Genomic DNA, 17,864 nt, shown 5'->3' on the forward strand with positions numbered 1-17,864 from the left:
GGTTTTGATACGAAAAATTACAGCAATGCGCTGATGTCTTGTACGATTTCTGTAATACCGATAGTAAAGAACTGCACACCCATACAGATAAGCAGAAAACCCATTATTCGGGTAAACGCGTTAATACCATTTTGGCCCAAAGCTTTAAGTAATGGGTAAGCCATGCTCAGAATAAAAGCGGCGACTAAGCTCACGACACCAAAACCACCAATCACTCCTGTATAAATACTTATTTTTTCTAACTCTTCTTCACTAGAAGCAATTTCAGCGGCAAGGCTAATGATCAGTGCCATTGTTCCGGGACCGCACAGTGATGGAATCGTAAGGGGCACTAAAGCAATAGAATCTTGTCCGACACTGCCATCCATACTTTCTGGTTTTGGAAACAGCATGTTGAAACCAATCGCACAAATGATAATTCCGCCACCCAAGCGTAAGCTCGGAATGGAAATACTAAACAACTCTAAAACAGAAGCACCAATGAAAAAAGTAATGCACATGGCGATGAATAGGTAAAGCCCAACGGTTTTCGCTTGTGAAACGATATAACTCTTGTCTCGGCCCTTACTTAAACCAAGAAGAACGGTTGCAGCGGCTGGTGGGTTCATCATTGGCAACAAGCCGAGAACGGTGAGAGTTAAATAGGTGAATAACGTTTCTAGATGCATACGGTTTCCTTTAAATATGGGTGGTTTTTTGTGTCATTGGGTGATGGTTAAATTATTAGGTGTTGGCTTAATCTCGAATCAAATTAATGACTAAATGACTGACTAGCTAACTAGGTTAAAGAAGCATTAACTGAGCGAGGTACAGAACACTAAAGAATGAAATCGCATCGGTTAATGTGGTGAGCAGTGGGCTAGATAACATCGCCGGATCGAGGTTTCCGCGCTTGAGAATTAGAGGCAAAGCGCCACCGATCATAACTGCACAAGTGGACGATATCGTGTAGGCCCCCGCGACTAACACTGGTAATAAATGACTTTGCTGACCATGGGTAATCAACATGAGTAGAGCAATAACCAGACCAATAGCAAGACCATTGATAGCACCAATCGGGAACTCTTTGGCGACAACAAATAACCAGTCTCTAGCGGAAATATGCTTTGTTGATAATTCTCGAATAGAAACGGCAACAGATTGGTTACCCGCGGCACCGGATAAGTTAGCCACTAAAGGTAAAATTGCGGCTAATACGGCAACTTGTTCGATAATATGTTCAAAGGAAGCGATGATCGATACCGCGGCATAGCTCAAGATGACCGATGGCAGCAAAAATGTGAGGCGTCGGATATTACGTTGTAATAGCGGCATAGTACGAAACTCGTCGCCACCAAATATACCGCTGGCTTCACGTTGTTGTTGTTCGGATTTCTCATATAACGCCTGGTTTAATTGGGTGTGACCAACAATACCAATTTGAAAGCCATGTTCGTTGATAACAGGAACGGTAGAGTGTGAGGTAGAGTCGAGCACACTTTTTAATGATTGGAGATCAAAATCTGCAGGTACGGTGGGGACACTTGTATCAATATGATCGAGCAATCTATCCCAAGATTGAGCGAGAAACAGTTCTCTAGTTTTCACCGCTCCTAAGTAGTTACCGTGTTTGTCGTGTAAATAAATGTAGCGCCACTCAATTCGTTCAGAGCTTTGCTCACCTTCACGTAAGACGTTCTCTAAGTCTGAAATGGTTGCCCAGCTTTCCAATTTAATGATCTCATTCTTGCAAATACGTCCCACGGAGCCATTAGGAAAAGACATTGCGGCTTTTTCTTCGTTTTCCCAAGTTTCGGGCAGGGAGGATTCAAGGGCTTTGTGAAGTGGTTTAGGTAAGCTACGTAATAGAGAACGGCGAACGTCTGAACGCATATGTAAAAGTATGTCTTTTGCGCTGTCGATAGGAAGGTTGGAAAATAAAAGTGCACGTTCTGGCTCTGTTAGGAAATCCAGAAAATCAGCAGCTAGATTAGGTTTTTGAGTACAAAGCAACACCCAAAACTGTTCACACTGTGCGTTGGTGAATTTTCTAATCACGAATGGAAAATCGGTTAGGTTAGCACTTTCTATATGTTTGATAATGCTCTCACTAGTTCCGGACTTCATTGCTGAAATTAACTCGGAGTACAGCAGCTCGGCGTCAGTGTTAGGTAATGGAATGGTTATTAAGGTCATAATAATGGGCTACACTACAACGTGGTTTCGTTTACGGATAATTCGGACAAACAGCGTGATAAAAGCAATGGCCATCAGCGTTAAGCTAGTGAAGAGAAACCATTTGGTGATGAGCTCTTGGTGTTGGGCTAAAAATGGGTGACGCATAATGTATTTTCCAGCATAAAGCAGCGTTAACACCCACACGATAGAGCTGGTCATGCTGATCATGGCTGTGCGGATAAAGCTGAGGCGTGCAATACCCATAAGCATTGGGGTTAAAACACGAACGAATGGGATAAAGCGAGATACGAACAACGATAGGAACCCGAATTTATTGAGAAGACGCCTTGCTCTAGGTAATGAATCGTCAGGCAGCACGACTTCAATTTTGTTCATTAAGCGTGAACCTTCTAACCAGCGTCCTTGCAGATAACCGACAATCGTGCCTAAACAAGCCGATACGCTGAGAGCAGTCAGGGCGGTATAAAAGTCCAAAGCACCTAATCCCACCAGTCCTCCTACAAACAATACCAGTCCGTCTCCGGGGAGAGGCAAAAACACAAAGCTCGACTCTAGAAATAACACAACAGCGAGCAGTAGCAGCAAGATATGGAGTGAGTTAATCTCAAGTAGCGTGTCAAAATCTTGCACCCAAATGGCGGCTAATATCTCATTCATACTTTTTCCTTAATGGTATAAAACGACGTGACAACCAGATCGAATGATCTGGCTGTTGTGCGTGGTGTTAGTCGAACATCAAAATCAAATAAGCGAAGAAGAGAATAAGGTGGGTCGCACCATTCAGCGAGTTGGTTCTACCGCTGCTAAAGCTAACGCTGGTCATGAGAAGCGTCGCGGCCAGCAACACCATTTCTGCGGGTTCTAGGCCTAACTTCAAGGGCTGGTCCATTACGCCAGAGATGAGTAAAACGGCCGGTACGGTCAGTGCAATCGTTGCTAATACCGAACCAAAAAATAGGTTGATAGCACGCTGCAGTTGGTTTGTGAGAGCGGCTTTCACGGCACCAACGGCTTCTGGAGCAAGAATAATAAGGGCAACGATAAGGCCACCAAGGGCTGCTGGAGCGCCCATAACGCTAATACTGTCGTTAATTGGAATAGCTAGCCCTTTTGCTAGAAGTATCACGATGAGCAAGTAGCTAATGAGCATGACAGTGTGAAATAGATTGCTATTTATAGGGCCGTGGTGGTCGTGTTCACTTTTATTGTCGGCATCAATGAAGAAGTGAGTATGGCTACGTGTTTGTACGAACAGGAATACGCCATATAACGCAATGGATGCGAGAACCAGTGTGCCCATCAAGCTGAATGACATGTTTCCGTTATCACTGCTGCTGGTAAAATTTGGCAAGATCAGACAAAGCATTGCGAGAGGGATAATGGCAACCAAATACGCCTTAATACCATCCAAATTATACGACTGAGTGTGATACTTCATCCCACCGACTAATAAAGTAATACCGACAAAACCATTCAATACCGCCATGATCACTGCGAACATCGTATCTCGGGCAAGAACGGGGTTCGGATCTCCGGTCAACATGACAGAGGAGATCATGATCACTTCTAATGAGATGACTGACAGTGTAAGAATGAGTGTGCCAAACGGGTCTCCCAACTTGATTGCTAAGGAATCTGAGTGGCGAACCACCGCGAAAATGGCGGTCATGGCGACATAAAAGAGTACAGAGGTAGTGATGACATAAGAGAGGGTTGAGAGACTTGAGGTCAGTATGTTTTCGCCTAAAATCTTGAAAAATATAACAGTCAAAATACCGAGGAGCAGCGTTTTCTCTTGTTTTAAAATCTTATACATTTGAGCTTCTCGTTGATATCAACATCGTAAGGTCCTAGTAACGTTGTTGATTCGCGAATGTTCACTACATCCTCCATAAGGTAGTGATTTGCTCATAGTCTATGGTTGTGGGGAGAGGTTGAATATGAATTAGAGAAATTCATAAATGCTTTAATTATTGCCCCAATTCTGAATTTCTCTAATTCGTCGATTTTAAGTTCATTGAATTCAATAATGGCGTAAATAAACTGCAAACCACAGTTCATAAGTCGCCTTTGGAGTCACAATGAGAACATTACACAAATTTATACCGACTAATTTAATGCCTACTACTCTTGTCTCTGCGCTTGTACTTAGTCTTTCAAGTACTACGGCAATCGCTGATATCAACTTGGCTGAGCGCACAATTCCAACGCCTGTGGGGATATCGACAACGCTTGCTGAAATGATCGAAGGTAGAGGCAGCATTCCAGAGTTTCCTGTCCCTGAAAGTACAGAGGCGTGGCTTGAATTTCAGTCCATGTTTGATGTGCACGGAGTTGAACTCGCTAAATCGGTAGCGGAACGTTTTGAAGTAACGTATGAAGCAAAACAATTTGCAGGAGTAGACACTTTTTTTGTGACACCAAAAGTGATCTCATCTGAATATAAAGACAAGTGGTTAGTACACATTCATGGTGGTGCATTTGTATTTGGTGGTGGCGAATCTGCGTTACGAGAAGCTATCTGGGTCGCTGACGGTCTTGGTGCAAAAGTGATTTCAGTTGATTATCGTCAACCGCCATTACACCCATTTCCAGCTGCAATTGATGATGCCGTTGCCGTTTGGAAAGAGTTAATGAAAACCCAAACAGCAGAGTCGAGTGCAATTTTTGGCACATCTGCGGGCGGTAATTTAACGTTAGCAACGACACTGAAAATACAAGAGATGAATTTGCCTGCTCCGGGAGCTCTTTTTGTTGGTACACCCGCGGTTGATCTTAATGAAACATCAGATACTTGGCATACATTAAAGGGACTTGATTCATTAGGTCAGCGTGAAGGATTAATTCAAGCGACATTTGATTTATATGCTGATGGTGAGGCGTTGGATAACCCGCTAATTTCACCTATTTACGCAAATATAGATTCTTTTCCACCCACTGTTTTTATTTCAGGAACTCGTGATTTATTACTGAGTGACACGGTTCGAATGCACCGATTACTGCGCAGCGCTGATGTTGAGACTGAGCTTCATGTTTATGATGGTCAGTCTCATGGTGATTATATGAATGGACTCGTTGCGGATATGCCTGAATCGGAAGATGCTCTCAAAGAGATTGGCTTATTCTTCAGTAAGCATATCAATTAGTTTTAGTTTGCCAGAGGCTCCAAAATAAGTGACCAATATGAAGTAACTTGATGTTAAAGAGTTACTTCTCAGGCTGAATCACCTTATCGAAGAAATTTTGTATTGTTTGGTGCAGCAGTTGGTTTAGTGGAAAACCACGTTTAGATTGCAGGTATCCACCGTTAATTTGAATCGATCTCATCTCTTTTGGAATAGACGGAAGAGGGTAGCAACTTAGTTCGGGCTCATTCTCAGTCACTAACGTACTACCAAAAGACAAGGCGTCAGAATGTTTTAATTTATTGAGTAAAACTCGAATACTGTGAGTCGTTAAAACGATATTTGCTTTATACCCTCTTGCTAAATAAAAGTCTTCAACCGGGGCGCGTTTTGAGTTAATCCCATCAGCGAGTATCCGAGTGATAGGAAGGTGATGGATGTCTTCTAGGGCGGTACTCTTACTAAGTACTGGGTGATCTTTACGAGCAATGAGGCTGAGTTTTATTTCTTTTAAACGGTGCTGATAAATCTCTTGTGGCAATTGGAACTGAGAAAAAAGGAGCAAGTAATCTATTTGGCCATTAAGCATTTCATTTAAGCTTTGTTCTTGCCAATAAACTAATTTAAAACTGGCAGCAGGTAGTGCTTCTCTTAGAGCACTAAAAATACCATCTCCCCATTGCTCAAGCATGAAGATGTTCATTGCGATCGACACTTCACCTTTAAATTGCAGAGGGTCGAAATTTTGATAAGACTCGACGACTTTTAGTAGAGGTGTGAACATTTCATCGGCGGCTTCTGCAAGTTTTTCAGCTAGCTCAGAAGGCTCGACACCATGAGCTTTACGAATAAACAGTTGATCACCAAACGTTTCTCTCAGCTTAGCTAGACCACGACTGACGCTAGTTTGTGATATCCCCAATTTGTCTGCGGCCTGATGTGTGTTTCGTGTTTCTACAACCGCTTGCAATAGTTTCAGTAGGTTTAAATCTAAATCGCGAAGTTCTTTCATCGTTAGCCCTTAACTATTGAGAGTCTTCCATTGTAGTGTTGAACGCGGATGACGCAAACTCATTTTTTCCGCAGGTGTGTCAGTCTGTGTCAAACCGACTTAAACATAAATATAAGTATGGTTTACAGAAAGTTGCATATGTCACCGTTACTTGAGATTTGGAACATATTTGTACCCTAATAGGATTATCGGAACGACCTTGATATTGTGTAATTGATAGTATCTAGGTTGCGATAGGTGATATTGGAGAGTCGCCCAGCCATTTGCAAAGTCCGTATATTGCTGTTCCTGCATTTAATCTTATTGTTAATGAGCCCAAATGATTAGCTCTGAACGTGTTGGGACAGTTTATTGTGCCAATGGTTTTACTAGAATCTATTTAAGTCTTCAGTGGTGGTAGTTCAATTCAGCCCTCGCTCTCTTAATGACTCAATATGTGTTAGGTAGTATTTTTCAATCAATACCCCGTAAGCTCCATATAACCAGAACCGGAGTGTGTTCCTTCAATCACAATCGGCCCTTCCCAATAGGGAACCGATAGTGGCATTTTTGCTTTGGGGTTCAGTGCCGAGACTGTCAGTTCTATTTGCTGGCTTGGAATTAAAACCTGCCACTCTGTTGGATAGCCTCGCCCGTCGATTTCTGTTTGCTTGACGGCGGTTAGGCTGATGTCTTGCTGTGAAATCGCAATGCCAGAACCGTCTTGTTGCATTAACCTTGCGTGAGCATAACTGGCTTCGCCTGTTGCTGAGTTTCGTAGCTGGAACACGACTAAGCTGGTTTCATCATCGAGCCTGAGTGCAAACCAATCCCAGCCTTGTTGCGAGTCGAGTAAGAACTGCGAGCTCCATTCCCTGTCTATCCAGCCTTTGCCAGAAACCTGATGCGTCACGCCATCAATGGTCACTTTGCCTGATACATCGATAAATGGTTGGCTGTAGTAATAGGAGGCCACTTTGCCATCGCTACTTTTGGTGCTGTAGCCTTGCTCGCCTTGTTTCTGATATGGCGAGTTACTGGTGAGTATTAGCGAGTAGCCAAATTGACCGGAATTAGCGTTCAAGGTTGCGGGGAATAGATCATTGCTTGATGAGTTCCATTGCCAATCATCGAGATAAACACGAAACGGCGAATCGCTAACACCCGCAAGTTCAGCTTGGTCGCGAGACCACTTTTCATCGGCGTAGTGTTTGTCTTTGGTGGTGACGGCGCTGTGTGCCATGTAGATTTGCTGACTTTGCCACGTAGTTTCCTTGGTGCTATTGCCACTTTCCTGTGGTGCAGCCGCAAAGCGGAATTGTGTCCACTGCACGCCTAAAGTGTTGCCGTCTTCATCAATTAAGTTTGCGGTTAAGTACCACCATTCATGACGAAAATCTGGGTGTGCTTGATGGTCGGCAGGGAAGGTGATGTCGATACCTTTTACTACCGACGTGAATTGCTCAGCCTCTTTTTGTGTTCCATCGTCGGTTTGTGTTTCTGCGCCAAGTATCGAACCCATATTTTGAGCGGTTTGTTGTGTGGACTCGTCGCACCCTAAAAGGAGCAAGATGCCAAGTGTGAGAACGAAAATTCTCATTGATCGATTCATCACAACACCTCACTCTGCAAACTGGATACCACGGGTTTACTGACCAAACGCCACAGTGGAATCAAGGTCGCAATCACAGCCACTAAAATGGTGATGGTTGCGATGCTGGCTGCGTCACTCCAATTCCATACATAATTTAAGCTCCAACCAAAGGCGCGCAGGGTAACGATGTCCGTTAACACATAACCGACCATAGCGCCGAGTGGTAAGGCGATAATCAGAGTGAAGGTGACCAGAACAACGATTTGCCCGACCACCATCGCCATCAATTTTTTCTGACTAACACCGAGCGCATACAGCCTTGCAATAGCGGCTTTGCGTGCATCGAGCAACATGAAACAGGCGCAGAACAACCCAATCACCGCCACCATTAAGGTGACGCCATTAAGCGCACGGGTGATGGCAAAAGTTTGTGAAAAGATATCCAAAGCGATCGATTTGATCTGTGCTTGATCGTAAAGCTGGCTAGGGTGCAAATTGAGTTGTTGGCGCAGCTGTTCGTACACCATTTGTGGGTCGCCAGATACTTTGACTCCCAAGCTGGTGGGTAAGTCAGTAAAGCCGCTTTCGAGCCACAAATCAGGTGCAAGTAACACTTCGCCATTCGGTGAGCCGTAATCATGAAAAATCGCCCCGACGATGAGTGTTTTGTCTTGGATCGCGTCGAGCTTGAGTCGGCTTCCAAGGGACAAGCCGAGCTTCACCGCAGTAGGTTCGCTGATCGCCACGAATTCACCTTGGTAAAAGCGCGTCCAGAAATCATCAAGGTGGGATTGGAACACCATGGTTTGCTCAAGTGTGTCTTTGTCTTTGGTGCCGATCAAAGTCGGTAAGCCCTGCAAGTTATCATCGACGTAGTATTGCTTGTAGACGGTTTCAACGTTCTCAAACTGCTCTAACGCACGCTCCACATTCGCGATTTCACCTTGGGCTGGGCTAACGTAAATATCAGCATGCAATCGTTGTTCAAGCCATTGCTTTAACGTGGATTCAAAGCTGCCGACTAAAGTATTCATCCCTATATTGGCGGTGACGGCGAGAAGCAACGCCATCATGGCAAGGGAAAGAGGGGAGATAAGTTCACGCAGCTCAGCAAACAGATACTGCATTAATCCCGACTTGGTGCGCTGCTCGCTCCAATTTGCTAACACGCTGAGCGTTTTGGGTAGATACAAGGGAATCGACACCACTAACACGCCTAGCCACGCCATGGTGAAGCGGTGATGCTGGCTCAGCCATAACCCTGCTAACGCGACAATAGTTAATACTGACCCGATAACAAATAGCTGATTTTCGTTAGACGCTTCCGGCGCTTGATAGAAACCGCCATGGGAAGAGAGGGGTTGTCGCACTCGCTGTTTAAAGTGCTGCCAACACGCGACAAGCGTTGCGGCCAGCGTGAGTAGCAGTGCCTGCACTAACCATTGCCACTGCCATGTGCCGGGAAGCAGTGTTGCACCATAAAGTTGCTCAAGCGTTATCGCGACGGTGGGATGTAGCCAATGGCTGAGTTGAATGCCGAGAATGAAACCAAGCGACGCGCCCATTGTGACTAAGAGAGTCAGCTCGACTAACAGAGCTGAAAATACGATGCTTGGCGCAATGCCGGCTTGTTGAATTTGCACCAACAGCCGATTACGTTTCAGCAAACTGTACTTCACGCCATTGTAAGCGATGAACAGGCCAACCAAAAACGCCAACAAACTCATGGCGGTGAGGTTGAGGTGAAAGCTATCGGTAATTGAACCGAGATCCGTGCTTTGGTTGTTGGAAATCCATTGCCCTTGCTTGCCAATAAGGCTTTGCCATTTATCCTGAGTATTGCTGTTAGTGTCGCTCTTAGTGTCAAAAATAGCGATATAGCTCAGTTGTCCTTGCTTGTTAAGCAGTTGCTGAGCGAATCCAATATCCATCAACATTCTGCTGCCCAGTTGCCATTCATCGGGCAGCACTACCACTTGGGTGAGCACTTCATCCAAAGTGAGTGCGTCTACTCCTCCCAAATTTTGGTGTTGCGACTGGCTCATCATCACAATGGGTTCACTCGCTAAGAGTTGCGGCAAAGGTAAGGCATTGTCGAACAGGGAAATGTTTGGCTCTTTGGTTTGAGTATTGCTTTTTTCGTCGACGCGAGCGTGGCGATTTCTTGAAGTGAGGGCAGCGATCAACTCACTGCCTTGAACAGACCAACGTTGACCTTGTTCGTCTCTTACTCGCCCTTCTATAACAGGCAGTGCTGCGCTTAATCCACTTTGTCTTAAGCTGAAGTAGAGCGATTCCGGCAAATAGTTTTGCCCTGCTGGTGGAATGATAAGGTTTTGTGCTTGGGCGCTAAGTTGCTCGGTCGATTTTGCATAACTGCGCTTGGCATTGAGGTTGATGGCTTGCACTGCGACAAACAAGGTGACCGCTAGCACAATGCCGATCAGAATCGCTGCGGCTTGCAATGGTGATTGACGATAGTGCGCCGCGAATAGGTTCAGAGTCAGCTTGGTATGGATGAGCTGGTTCTGAGCGAAGCCAGTTTGCTTCATTGGATTACTCACAACGCTGTTGCTCTTGGGGTTAGCTCCGCGTTCTTTAAACAACCATCATCTAACACCAATTTTGTCTGCATAAAGCTAGCGCATTCTGGGCTGTGCGTAACCAAAAGCACGGCAGTGTTGCCTTGCGTGGTAATTTCACTGAGCAGCTTCATTACCTCAATACCTGCTTTGTGGTCGAGGTTACCTGTGGGTTCGTCGGCAAGCAGTAGTTTGGGTTTATGTGCTAGTGCACGCGCTATTGCGACTCGTTGTTGCTGACCGCCAGAGAGTGCGGATACATGTCTTTCGAGTAGCTCGCTGATACCCAATGCATCAACTAAATAGTCGCACCAGTCGCTCCATTTCTGTTGATTTAAATGAAGAGGGAAGGCGATGTTTTGTTTTACGTTGAGTGGCGTTAGCAAGTTGAACTGTTGAAAGATAACGCCTAATTTTTGATGGCGGAATCGGCTCCACTGTGGATCTTTCCAATTTAATGTATTTTCGCCATCGAGCCACAACTCGCCACCAGATAGAGGTTCAAAGCCCGCAATGATGTTCAGCAGAGTACTCTTCCCACTGCCACTCGCCCCTGTTAAAGCCACGCTTGCCCTTGTCGCCAAAGCGAAGTCGACATTGTCCAACACGTGATGGATATCTTTACCATCAACAAAGCTTTTGCTGGCATGTGTGAGTGTGACAATTGGGCTTTCCATTTCCTTTCCTTATAACCAAAAATTACCATCAAAAGGTGTCGTTACTTGTGGCAATTACCAAAACGGCAAGCTCTATAAAACTGTAGACAACAATTTCAAACAATAGAGCGATTTATATCGAGTTATTAATAACTTGTACTTCAAAAAGAGGGAAATAGATCAGTGAGAGGGAGAATACAGTTGGTGGTGGGAGCTTAGAGTCACTATGGAGGCTTTTGGATTTATCGTTAGATGGTTCGTGCTGTTTCTCTAGCTTGTTACTGTTCCATTCTTCTAATGTTGTTCACTGTGAATCCTCGCGTTGTATTTCGGGGGAAATTATACCTATCTAGCAGCACTCAAATAACTCAGATCTAGTTGTAATCTTGCACGGTAGCACTTGAACATATCACTATGTAGAAAGTTTATACTGGAGGTGCTGAAAACTCGCAAATAGCATAAGAGATTTTAATGAAGTAAAAAATTTTAGTATAATCAATCTACTATGAAGTGGGATGACGATTTTACATTAGGTATAGAAATTATCTGTTAGGTAAATTTGGATGAATGAACATTATGTTATCGAGCTATTTCAACGAGTTTTAGATCAAGCAATATGGTGCGAAAGTGATGAACTTAGAAAGCAAGGTTGGTGTGTTACGTCCGAAACTTTAGAAAATGAACTATTTGATTACATGCGGGAGCATGAGCTAAGTGAAGTTGAAGCAATAGAAGAGTTATTGACTGAACGCTTTGAATCATTATTACAAGTTGAGTTAGAAAGAGAAACTCGACTATTGATTCCACCTTACAGTGACATGTTAATCGAATCTATCAAATCGTTTAATTTAGGTCTAAAGAGTAAGCTTTTTCAGATCGCAAACACAACCGAGGAACTGTTTTCACCGATGCGGTTCGATGCTAGTGAATGCGACATTACGTTAAATAGACATGTTTCAGCGCATGGTCGCAGAGAGAGCCCGTACAATAAAACTGATTGCTTGAAATTATTTCTGCTTTTGGCATCCATAAAATCTTGTTACTCAAATTAAACATTTCTAAAAGCAGTGACAGGCTGACTTTTAACCCAAAGCACTTTACCAACTACGAGTTAGCCTTTGCAGCTCATTCATCCAATATCAACCGCTTTACTCAGTACAGATGTAATGTTGGAAGATGGAAACGACAACGACTTAACCACGCTCCCAGCGTCGTTAAGTCGTTATTGGTTCGAGGTCAGGGATTAGTTGAGTGCTTTGATCAGAGTGATTTCACGTTTGATCTGCTTGCTCTCTTGTTCACTAGCCTGCGCCAGTTTCTTTTCGCGTTTGGTTATGGCTGTTTGTTTGGCTTCGTCAGATTTGAACATCAGTTCTTTCACGTTGATAGAAGCGATGTTTGTGTAGCGTCCATCATCACTGGTTGGGATTGATATGGTTTCATCATTAATCAATGATTTTACGATCTCACGCTGTTCATTGTAGCGGCTCTCTAAACCAGAAAGTGCCCATCGTTGTTGAGGCTTGCCTTCATAATGACCGTTCTTTTCTTCTTTAAGATACTTGATGGTCATATTACGGATTGTGCCAGCTTCTTCTCCATATTCAGCTTCAGTATCAAAGAGTACAGGGAACGATTCACCTTCTAGTACGCCGCCTTTCTTGGTTAGGTGACCCATTCGATAGCTATTCATACCAATACGGATTTCTGTTTCATCAGTAACCTGTGTGCCATCAGCAAACACGAGGTTGGTGATGCGTGTACCTGCAGGTTGAGTGAGGTCGATGGTATAAGTCACACCCGCGAAGAAGTCATTGGTCGAATATTTTGATGCTCTGCGTTCAGGGTTAAAGCTGTAGGTCACATCGCCAGGTTGTACTGAGTTGAAGTAGCCCGCAGACCATTCCATGTAGGTTCTTAACTCTTTGCCTGTCATCTGGTAGACAGTGATTTCGCCACCTGCATATTGGTAGTTGTACGCGATGTCTTTGGCTTTGATTGGGCCAACATCGAGCTCTGCATTGTCATTGTCTATTTGAAGTGCGATGACATTGGCTTTAGGTGCATAGAAGAAGCTCGCTTCTTGGTATAGCGCACTGATGCCTGTGTCTTGAACATGGACTTGAGGGATACCGCGGATTTCGTTTTCAGGGACTAAATCAACGCCGGTAAGCTGAGCGACAGGTCGATTCGCCATTTCTCGGAGTTGTTTATGATAAGGCTGGTATAGCTCGTCCATATTCTCATCAGAATCGATACCTTTGATTTTATAAGTGAAGCTGTCTTTGTTGACGAGAGTGAATGTGCCATCGCGCTCTTCAAATTGAAGATCGATACGAGATAGGGCTCGGCCATATTTGTCGGGCTCAGTAATAATAACGCCATTCACAACGGCCTTATCGATGCGAGTGTGCATGTGACCAGCGACGATGGCATCAAGCTCTGGGTTTGCATTGGCAATGTCGGTGACACCGGTGTCGGCAATGTCATTCTCGTTCTCAATCCCCATATGGGCAACCAATACGATAGCATCCACTTTATCATCAATCTCTTTGACGATTTTCTTCACTTCCAAGGTTGGATTAGTGAAAGTGACGCCTTCTAAACGGTTTGTACCTTGCGCAAAGACCTCCGTCATTGGGGTATCCATTCCGATCACGCCGATCTTAATGCCACCGCGTTCTAGAATGGTGTAACCCGGTAAGAATGGATTTCCGTTTTTGTTCTTGATGTTGCCGCCGAGAGACTGCCCTTTAAATTGGGTAACGGCTCTGTTGAGCGTTTTAAGGCCAAAGTCGAATTCGTGGTTACCTAAAACCCATACATCGTATTTCATGTGATTAAAGCCAAGCATCATTGGATCAACGGGCTCGTCTTTGAAGGTTTCTACGAAGTTGCCTTGGATGGTGTCGCCAGCGTCGACAAGGATAATGTTAGATTGCTCTTTGCGGATCTCACCAACCTTGGTCGCGATTTGGCTCAAGCTACCACGAGTGTTGAGTTTATCTGCCGCGTAATCCCACGCCATAAAATGACCGTGGATATCTGAAGTACCCAGTATCGTGACATCGTGTATGTCGCCATCAGCTGCAAAGGTGGGAAAGGCTAGAGAGAGTAGGATGGCGCTTGATAGTATGTGTCTTTTCATAAGTATGTTCACATCGTGGTTTTAAGTATGACTCTACCATATAGAATCGAGATTACCTTATGGGTGATCAGTGTCATATTTATAGTGATGTAACTTACTGATGTTTCAAATAAATGTGATTCATGACTATCTCGTAACCACTTAAGTTACGATGAAACTCACTACAACTCTTCGCTATCTTTTAATACTCCGAATTCTTTGATCAAACTTTCTATGCGTTGGTGTATTAATAAGCACGTTTGTAAGCTGTTGAACGTCTTGCCTGTTGAGATAAACAAGGTATATCGTCCAACTTTCACTTACTGTGGCTGTAATATGATCTTGCCGTTCAAGCGTATGGTTTTCGATTCAATGAGATCAATCGCGGTTTGCACTTCATCGAATGGCAGATAGCGGTCAATGTCGAGCTGAATGTCGTTTGTGATGAAGTGATCTAGCATGGTCGTGAACTTATCACGGCGAACATCTTTACCTTCCGCTTCTTCCCAATAACGTAAGAAGAAGGTACTGAAATCGATGTGTTGGCTTTTCGCGTATTCAAAGAAGCGTGGTTCGTAAAAATCCAGCGACAACGTCCCATAGTTGATAAAGCGCCCATTGTTGCCAAGGGTGTGAATAAGATCGGTTCCGGGTGAACCGCCAATCGCATCAAAGGCAACGGTTGGCATAGGCAAGTCTAACGCCTTAATTTGATAAACTAGATTAGCGTTCGCATCTAACACCCAACTGGAAGTGGTTGGGTATTGTGTCGGCTGTGATGTAACGACAATGATTTGGAAGCCGAGTGATACTGATAACTGGGAGAAGATCTTACCGATGGCAGAGCTGCCTGCGTTGATGATCAACACATCTTCTTGGGTCAGCTTAGCCACTTCTGTCGTCAACACCCATGCGGTTAGCGCATTAATGTACAACTGGCAGGCGTAGCCATTTTCTAGATGCTGAGGAATTTGGAACAGGTCATCTGGTGATACATCGACATAGTTCTGCCATGTTCCACTGGTTGCCACAAGCACGCGCTGATCCACTGCAAACTCTGCATGACTGGACTCGATAACCCTTCCTACCGCTTCAAACCCCGGTACTCTCGGCGGCTGGTGGCTATGTTTGTATTGGCCCACACCATAAATCGACAACAGATCACTAGGATTAATGTTAGTGGCTTCAATTTGTACTCGAACTTTATCTTTGTCTAGTGCCCCTAAAGCGACATGTTCTAACTTGAGAGATTCTTTTGGCTGACCGAAACGGAACTGGCTAATTCGGGTATTTTGCTTAGTGTCAGTCATAGTTCGGGTACCTTTATGGATTATGAGTACTGCATTGATTTTAAGTGTAGCGTGTTCATAAACAATCTTGGGTCGCTAATATTGCTCAACATAGCTGGTGTTGGTAAACAGTCGTCATCAACGTAGTCGACATAGTCTGCCGCCGAATCGAAGATCAAAATATCCAAAGCTAAACGATCCAAGCCATAACGGCCTCGGTGGATCATATCCGCTGAAAACACCAATAAGTCCCCGGCTGCTAATGGTATTTGCTTACCGCCAGATATGTCATCGCTGCTCACTTTGCCGTTTTCTTCTTGGCGAACATTGTACTCTTCTTCGTTGTCCCAGCGCTTATGTGTTCCGGGGATAAGCTCCATACCTGGCTCATCAAAAAGGGGCACTCGCAGATGCAATACCTGGGTTTCCATGATGACTTTCATCTGGTCATCAATGTCGTAGTCGTATTGACAGTCACGATGCCAGAAGTCTTTTTGCTGCGGGTTTACTGGGTTGAAGAACAGCTGTGTATTCATGAATGCCGGTTTGTTCGGAATCACCGCATCGACCACTTCCATGACTTTTTTTGAGCTGATGAAGTTGAAAAGTACGCGTCTATCTTCGGTTGGCAAATACTCACTTCCCGTAATCAAAGACGAGTTAAATGCTTCTTCTTGATAGAATTCTTCGTTGTCTGCTTTCCATGATGCATGGAATTTCAGCACGACTTTTCTTAGCGATGCAATTTGAGCTTCATTGAAATAATTTCTGATAACAAAGTAACCATGTTCGTCGTATTGGCTACTTAATTGTTGGCTGTTTTCTACCACTGACTACCTTCATTCATTCTGTACCGCGTAATAACTACAGATTTCTTGAGCGCATAATGCCAGACAGTCGTCATTCAACCAAGTAACGAGTGAAGAAGCGTGTAGATTCAGTGATGTTATAAAGCCATATGGGGCGAGTTTTACATACCTATCCATATCATGGACTCATGCGATACCGATCTCCCCATATGTGACACATCCCCTATTTTACAAAGTGTAATGATTCATTTGGTGAATAAATTTATGATTTCGATAACTATTGACCATGTTATAATTTAATTGGCTTAGGGAAGAGAGTAAATCATGGATGGTTTTTCGCTGGATATGAGAACACTTAATTTTATTATTATTTTGTTCTCTTTCATTTACTGCATTGGCTTGTTGCTGTTCCAATTTACCCAACAGTCCATTAAAGGGCTTTCAATTTTTTCCATTTCAATATTTGTTATCGGAAGTGGGCCGTTGATGTTGAGCCTAAGAGGGGAACTCCCTGATTGGATCACTGTTATTGGCGCCAACATGGTCATTGCGCTTGGCTTTCATCTCGCTTTGTATAGCTTATGCCTATTTCGAGAATATTCCCTAAAATGCACCTACCTAAGTAGTCTGATGATGTTGGCTCTTTTGCCATGTTTTATTTATTTTACGTACTACGAACCTTCCATCAAGGCTCGAATCATCCTCATTAGTTTCTATTTGGCCTTTGTGACTGTTTGTACTGCCTTTGCGGTATTGAAGGGTCAACGCGATGACTTAACCTTAGCAACTCGGATGATGGCCTTGTCATTTTTGATATATGGCGGGTTTATGGTTTTCCGAGTAACGGTGACGTTATTTTCAGCTGAGCTGGAGGATTTCATGGCGGCCGCACTTATTCATCAACTTGCCTTTTTAGTCAGTATTGTTCTTATCGTATCGATGAGCTTCACGATGCTCTGGTTGATTAATGCAAGGTTACTTAGGTCTATTCATGACCTGTCTTACAGTGATCCTTTAACGGCACTTGGAAACCGCAGAGCATTAGATGAAATGGTTCCAGTCATCATGAAGCAGGCGGGTACTACGCCTGTCAGTGCCATTATGATGGATATTGATAATTTTAAGTCGATCAATGATCAACACGGACACATTGTGGGTGATCTCGTGATCAAGTCTTTTGCTGAAATGGTTCAAAGTGCGATAAAAACATCGCCAACAGCCAGCGCGTTCCGTTTTGGCGGAGACGAGATAATGATTTTATTACCCAATGTCAATTTCCTACAAGCACAGGCTATTGCTTGTAAGCTGCGATTGTCTATTTCAGAGATCTCAGCCGTGCAAGGAAAAGAGATGTTTCTGACGTCGAGTTTCGGTGTCGCTCAGCTTCACCCACATGAGAATTGGGATGGGTTTATTAGTCGAGCCGACAAAGCGTTGTATCAAGCGAAAACAAACGGTCGCAATATGACTTCAATTTGTCCTAGCCATATTAACGAGCTCGTCACTGCCTGAT

The 17,864-nt window shown here is 44.1% G+C and carries 14 protein-coding genes; 3 read left to right on the forward strand and 11 right to left on the reverse strand.

The window, feature by feature from the left end:
- Positions 1–17 precede the first annotated feature (17 nt).
- The 4 genes from L4C44_RS12095 to L4C44_RS12110 form a co-directional block, all read right to left on the reverse strand.
- A complete protein-coding gene (locus L4C44_RS12095; RefSeq protein WP_327784756.1) occupies positions 18–668 on the reverse strand; it encodes a MarC family NAAT transporter in 651 nt (216 codons plus the stop codon).
- A gap of 115 nt (positions 669–783) precedes the next feature.
- On the reverse strand, positions 784–2,175 hold the full coding sequence (locus tag L4C44_RS12100; protein ID WP_327784757.1) for a magnesium transporter: 1,392 nt from the start codon (positions 2,173–2,175) through the stop codon (positions 784–786).
- 9 nt (positions 2,176–2,184) lie between these two features.
- Positions 2,185–2,835 (reverse strand): DedA family protein, encoded by a 651-nt coding sequence (locus tag L4C44_RS12105; protein WP_327784758.1) that lies wholly within the window; start codon positions 2,833–2,835, stop codon positions 2,185–2,187.
- Between the two features lie 67 nt (positions 2,836–2,902).
- Positions 2,903–3,994, reverse strand: a complete 1,092-nt coding sequence (locus tag L4C44_RS12110) for a calcium:cation antiporter (protein ID WP_428805116.1) — start codon at positions 3,992–3,994, stop codon at positions 2,903–2,905.
- Positions 3,995–4,259: 265 nt separating this feature from the next.
- On the opposite strand from L4C44_RS12110, the gene L4C44_RS12115 reads away from it, so the two are divergent.
- A complete protein-coding gene (locus L4C44_RS12115) occupies positions 4,260–5,324 on the forward strand; it encodes an alpha/beta hydrolase (RefSeq protein WP_428805117.1) in 1,065 nt (354 codons plus the stop codon).
- 61 nt (positions 5,325–5,385) lie between these two features.
- Here L4C44_RS12115 and L4C44_RS12120 read toward each other — a convergent pair whose 3' ends face one another.
- The 4 genes from L4C44_RS12120 to L4C44_RS12135 all read right to left on the reverse strand — a co-directional run bounded on the left by L4C44_RS12120 (position 5,386) and on the right by L4C44_RS12135 (position 11,147).
- Positions 5,386–6,315: a LysR family transcriptional regulator gene (locus L4C44_RS12120; protein ID WP_372385757.1), complete on the reverse strand. Its 930-nt coding sequence runs from the start codon at positions 6,313–6,315 to the stop codon at positions 5,386–5,388.
- A 457-nt stretch (positions 6,316–6,772) separates the two neighbouring features.
- On the reverse strand, positions 6,773–7,906 hold the full coding sequence (locus tag L4C44_RS12125; RefSeq protein WP_428805118.1) for a lipocalin-like domain-containing protein: 1,134 nt from the start codon (positions 7,904–7,906) through the stop codon (positions 6,773–6,775).
- Entirely contained in the window at positions 7,906–10,440 is a 2,535-nt protein-coding gene (locus L4C44_RS12130; RefSeq protein ID WP_428805119.1) for an ABC transporter permease, read from the reverse strand. Before L4C44_RS12130 ends, L4C44_RS12125 begins: the two co-directional genes overlap by 1 nt.
- A gap of 8 nt (positions 10,441–10,448) precedes the next feature.
- Positions 10,449–11,147, reverse strand: coding sequence for an ABC transporter ATP-binding protein (locus L4C44_RS12135; protein WP_428805120.1), 699 nt, complete (start codon positions 11,145–11,147; stop codon positions 10,449–10,451).
- Between the two features lie 542 nt (positions 11,148–11,689).
- On the opposite strand from L4C44_RS12135, the gene L4C44_RS12140 reads away from it, so the two are divergent.
- On the forward strand, positions 11,690–12,178 hold the full coding sequence (locus L4C44_RS12140; RefSeq protein ID WP_428805121.1) for a hypothetical protein: 489 nt from the start codon (positions 11,690–11,692) through the stop codon (positions 12,176–12,178).
- 191 nt (positions 12,179–12,369) lie between these two features.
- Here L4C44_RS12140 and L4C44_RS12145 read toward each other — a convergent pair whose 3' ends face one another.
- From L4C44_RS12145 to L4C44_RS12155, 3 genes are all read right to left on the reverse strand, one after another.
- Positions 12,370–14,274, reverse strand: a complete 1,905-nt coding sequence (locus L4C44_RS12145; RefSeq protein WP_428805122.1) for a bifunctional metallophosphatase/5'-nucleotidase — start codon at positions 14,272–14,274, stop codon at positions 12,370–12,372.
- A gap of 299 nt (positions 14,275–14,573) precedes the next feature.
- Entirely contained in the window at positions 14,574–15,563 is a 990-nt protein-coding gene (locus L4C44_RS12150) for a zinc-dependent alcohol dehydrogenase family protein (protein ID WP_048662408.1), read from the reverse strand.
- Positions 15,564–15,583: 20 nt separating this feature from the next.
- Entirely contained in the window at positions 15,584–16,372 is a 789-nt protein-coding gene (locus L4C44_RS12155) for a phytanoyl-CoA dioxygenase family protein (RefSeq protein WP_428805123.1), read from the reverse strand.
- Positions 16,373–16,675: 303 nt separating this feature from the next.
- Between L4C44_RS12155 and L4C44_RS12160 the strand changes: the two genes are divergently transcribed.
- Complete coding sequence (locus L4C44_RS12160) at positions 16,676–17,863, forward strand: GGDEF domain-containing protein (protein ID WP_048661058.1); 1,188 nt, start codon at positions 16,676–16,678, stop codon at positions 17,861–17,863.
- Position 17,864 lies beyond the last annotated feature (1 nt).

The sequence above is a fragment of the Vibrio satsumensis genome (assembly GCF_050337435.1).
Taxonomy (GTDB): domain Bacteria; phylum Pseudomonadota; class Gammaproteobacteria; order Enterobacterales; family Vibrionaceae; genus Vibrio; species Vibrio satsumensis.

Excerpts from the sequence above, each read along its gene's own strand:
- L4C44_RS12135 (WP_428805120.1), bottom strand. The coding sequence starts at position 11,147 with ATGGAAAGCCCAATTGTCACACTCACACATGCCAGCAAAAGCTTTGTT.
- L4C44_RS12095 (WP_327784756.1), bottom strand. The coding sequence starts at position 668 with ATGCATCTAGAAACGTTATTCACCTATTTAACTCTCACCGTTCTCGGC.
- L4C44_RS12125 (WP_428805118.1), bottom strand. The coding sequence starts at position 7,906 with ATGAATCGATCAATGAGAATTTTCGTTCTCACACTTGGCATCTTGCTC.
- L4C44_RS12140 (WP_428805121.1), top strand. The coding sequence starts at position 11,690 with ATGAATGAACATTATGTTATCGAGCTATTTCAACGAGTTTTAGATCAA.
- L4C44_RS12150 (WP_048662408.1), bottom strand. The coding sequence starts at position 15,563 with ATGACTGACACTAAGCAAAATACCCGAATTAGCCAGTTCCGTTTCGGT.
- L4C44_RS12120 (WP_372385757.1), bottom strand. The coding sequence starts at position 6,315 with ATGAAAGAACTTCGCGATTTAGATTTAAACCTACTGAAACTATTGCAA.
- L4C44_RS12145 (WP_428805122.1), bottom strand. The coding sequence starts at position 14,274 with ATGAAAAGACACATACTATCAAGCGCCATCCTACTCTCTCTAGCCTTT.
- L4C44_RS12115 (WP_428805117.1), top strand. The coding sequence starts at position 4,260 with ATGAGAACATTACACAAATTTATACCGACTAATTTAATGCCTACTACT.
- L4C44_RS12160 (WP_048661058.1), top strand. The coding sequence starts at position 16,676 with ATGGATGGTTTTTCGCTGGATATGAGAACACTTAATTTTATTATTATT.
- L4C44_RS12110 (WP_428805116.1), bottom strand. The coding sequence starts at position 3,994 with ATGTATAAGATTTTAAAACAAGAGAAAACGCTGCTCCTCGGTATTTTG.
- L4C44_RS12105 (WP_327784758.1), bottom strand. The coding sequence starts at position 2,835 with ATGAATGAGATATTAGCCGCCATTTGGGTGCAAGATTTTGACACGCTA.
- L4C44_RS12130 (WP_428805119.1), bottom strand. The coding sequence starts at position 10,440 with ATGAAGCAAACTGGCTTCGCTCAGAACCAGCTCATCCATACCAAGCTG.
- L4C44_RS12100 (WP_327784757.1), bottom strand. The coding sequence starts at position 2,175 with ATGACCTTAATAACCATTCCATTACCTAACACTGACGCCGAGCTGCTG.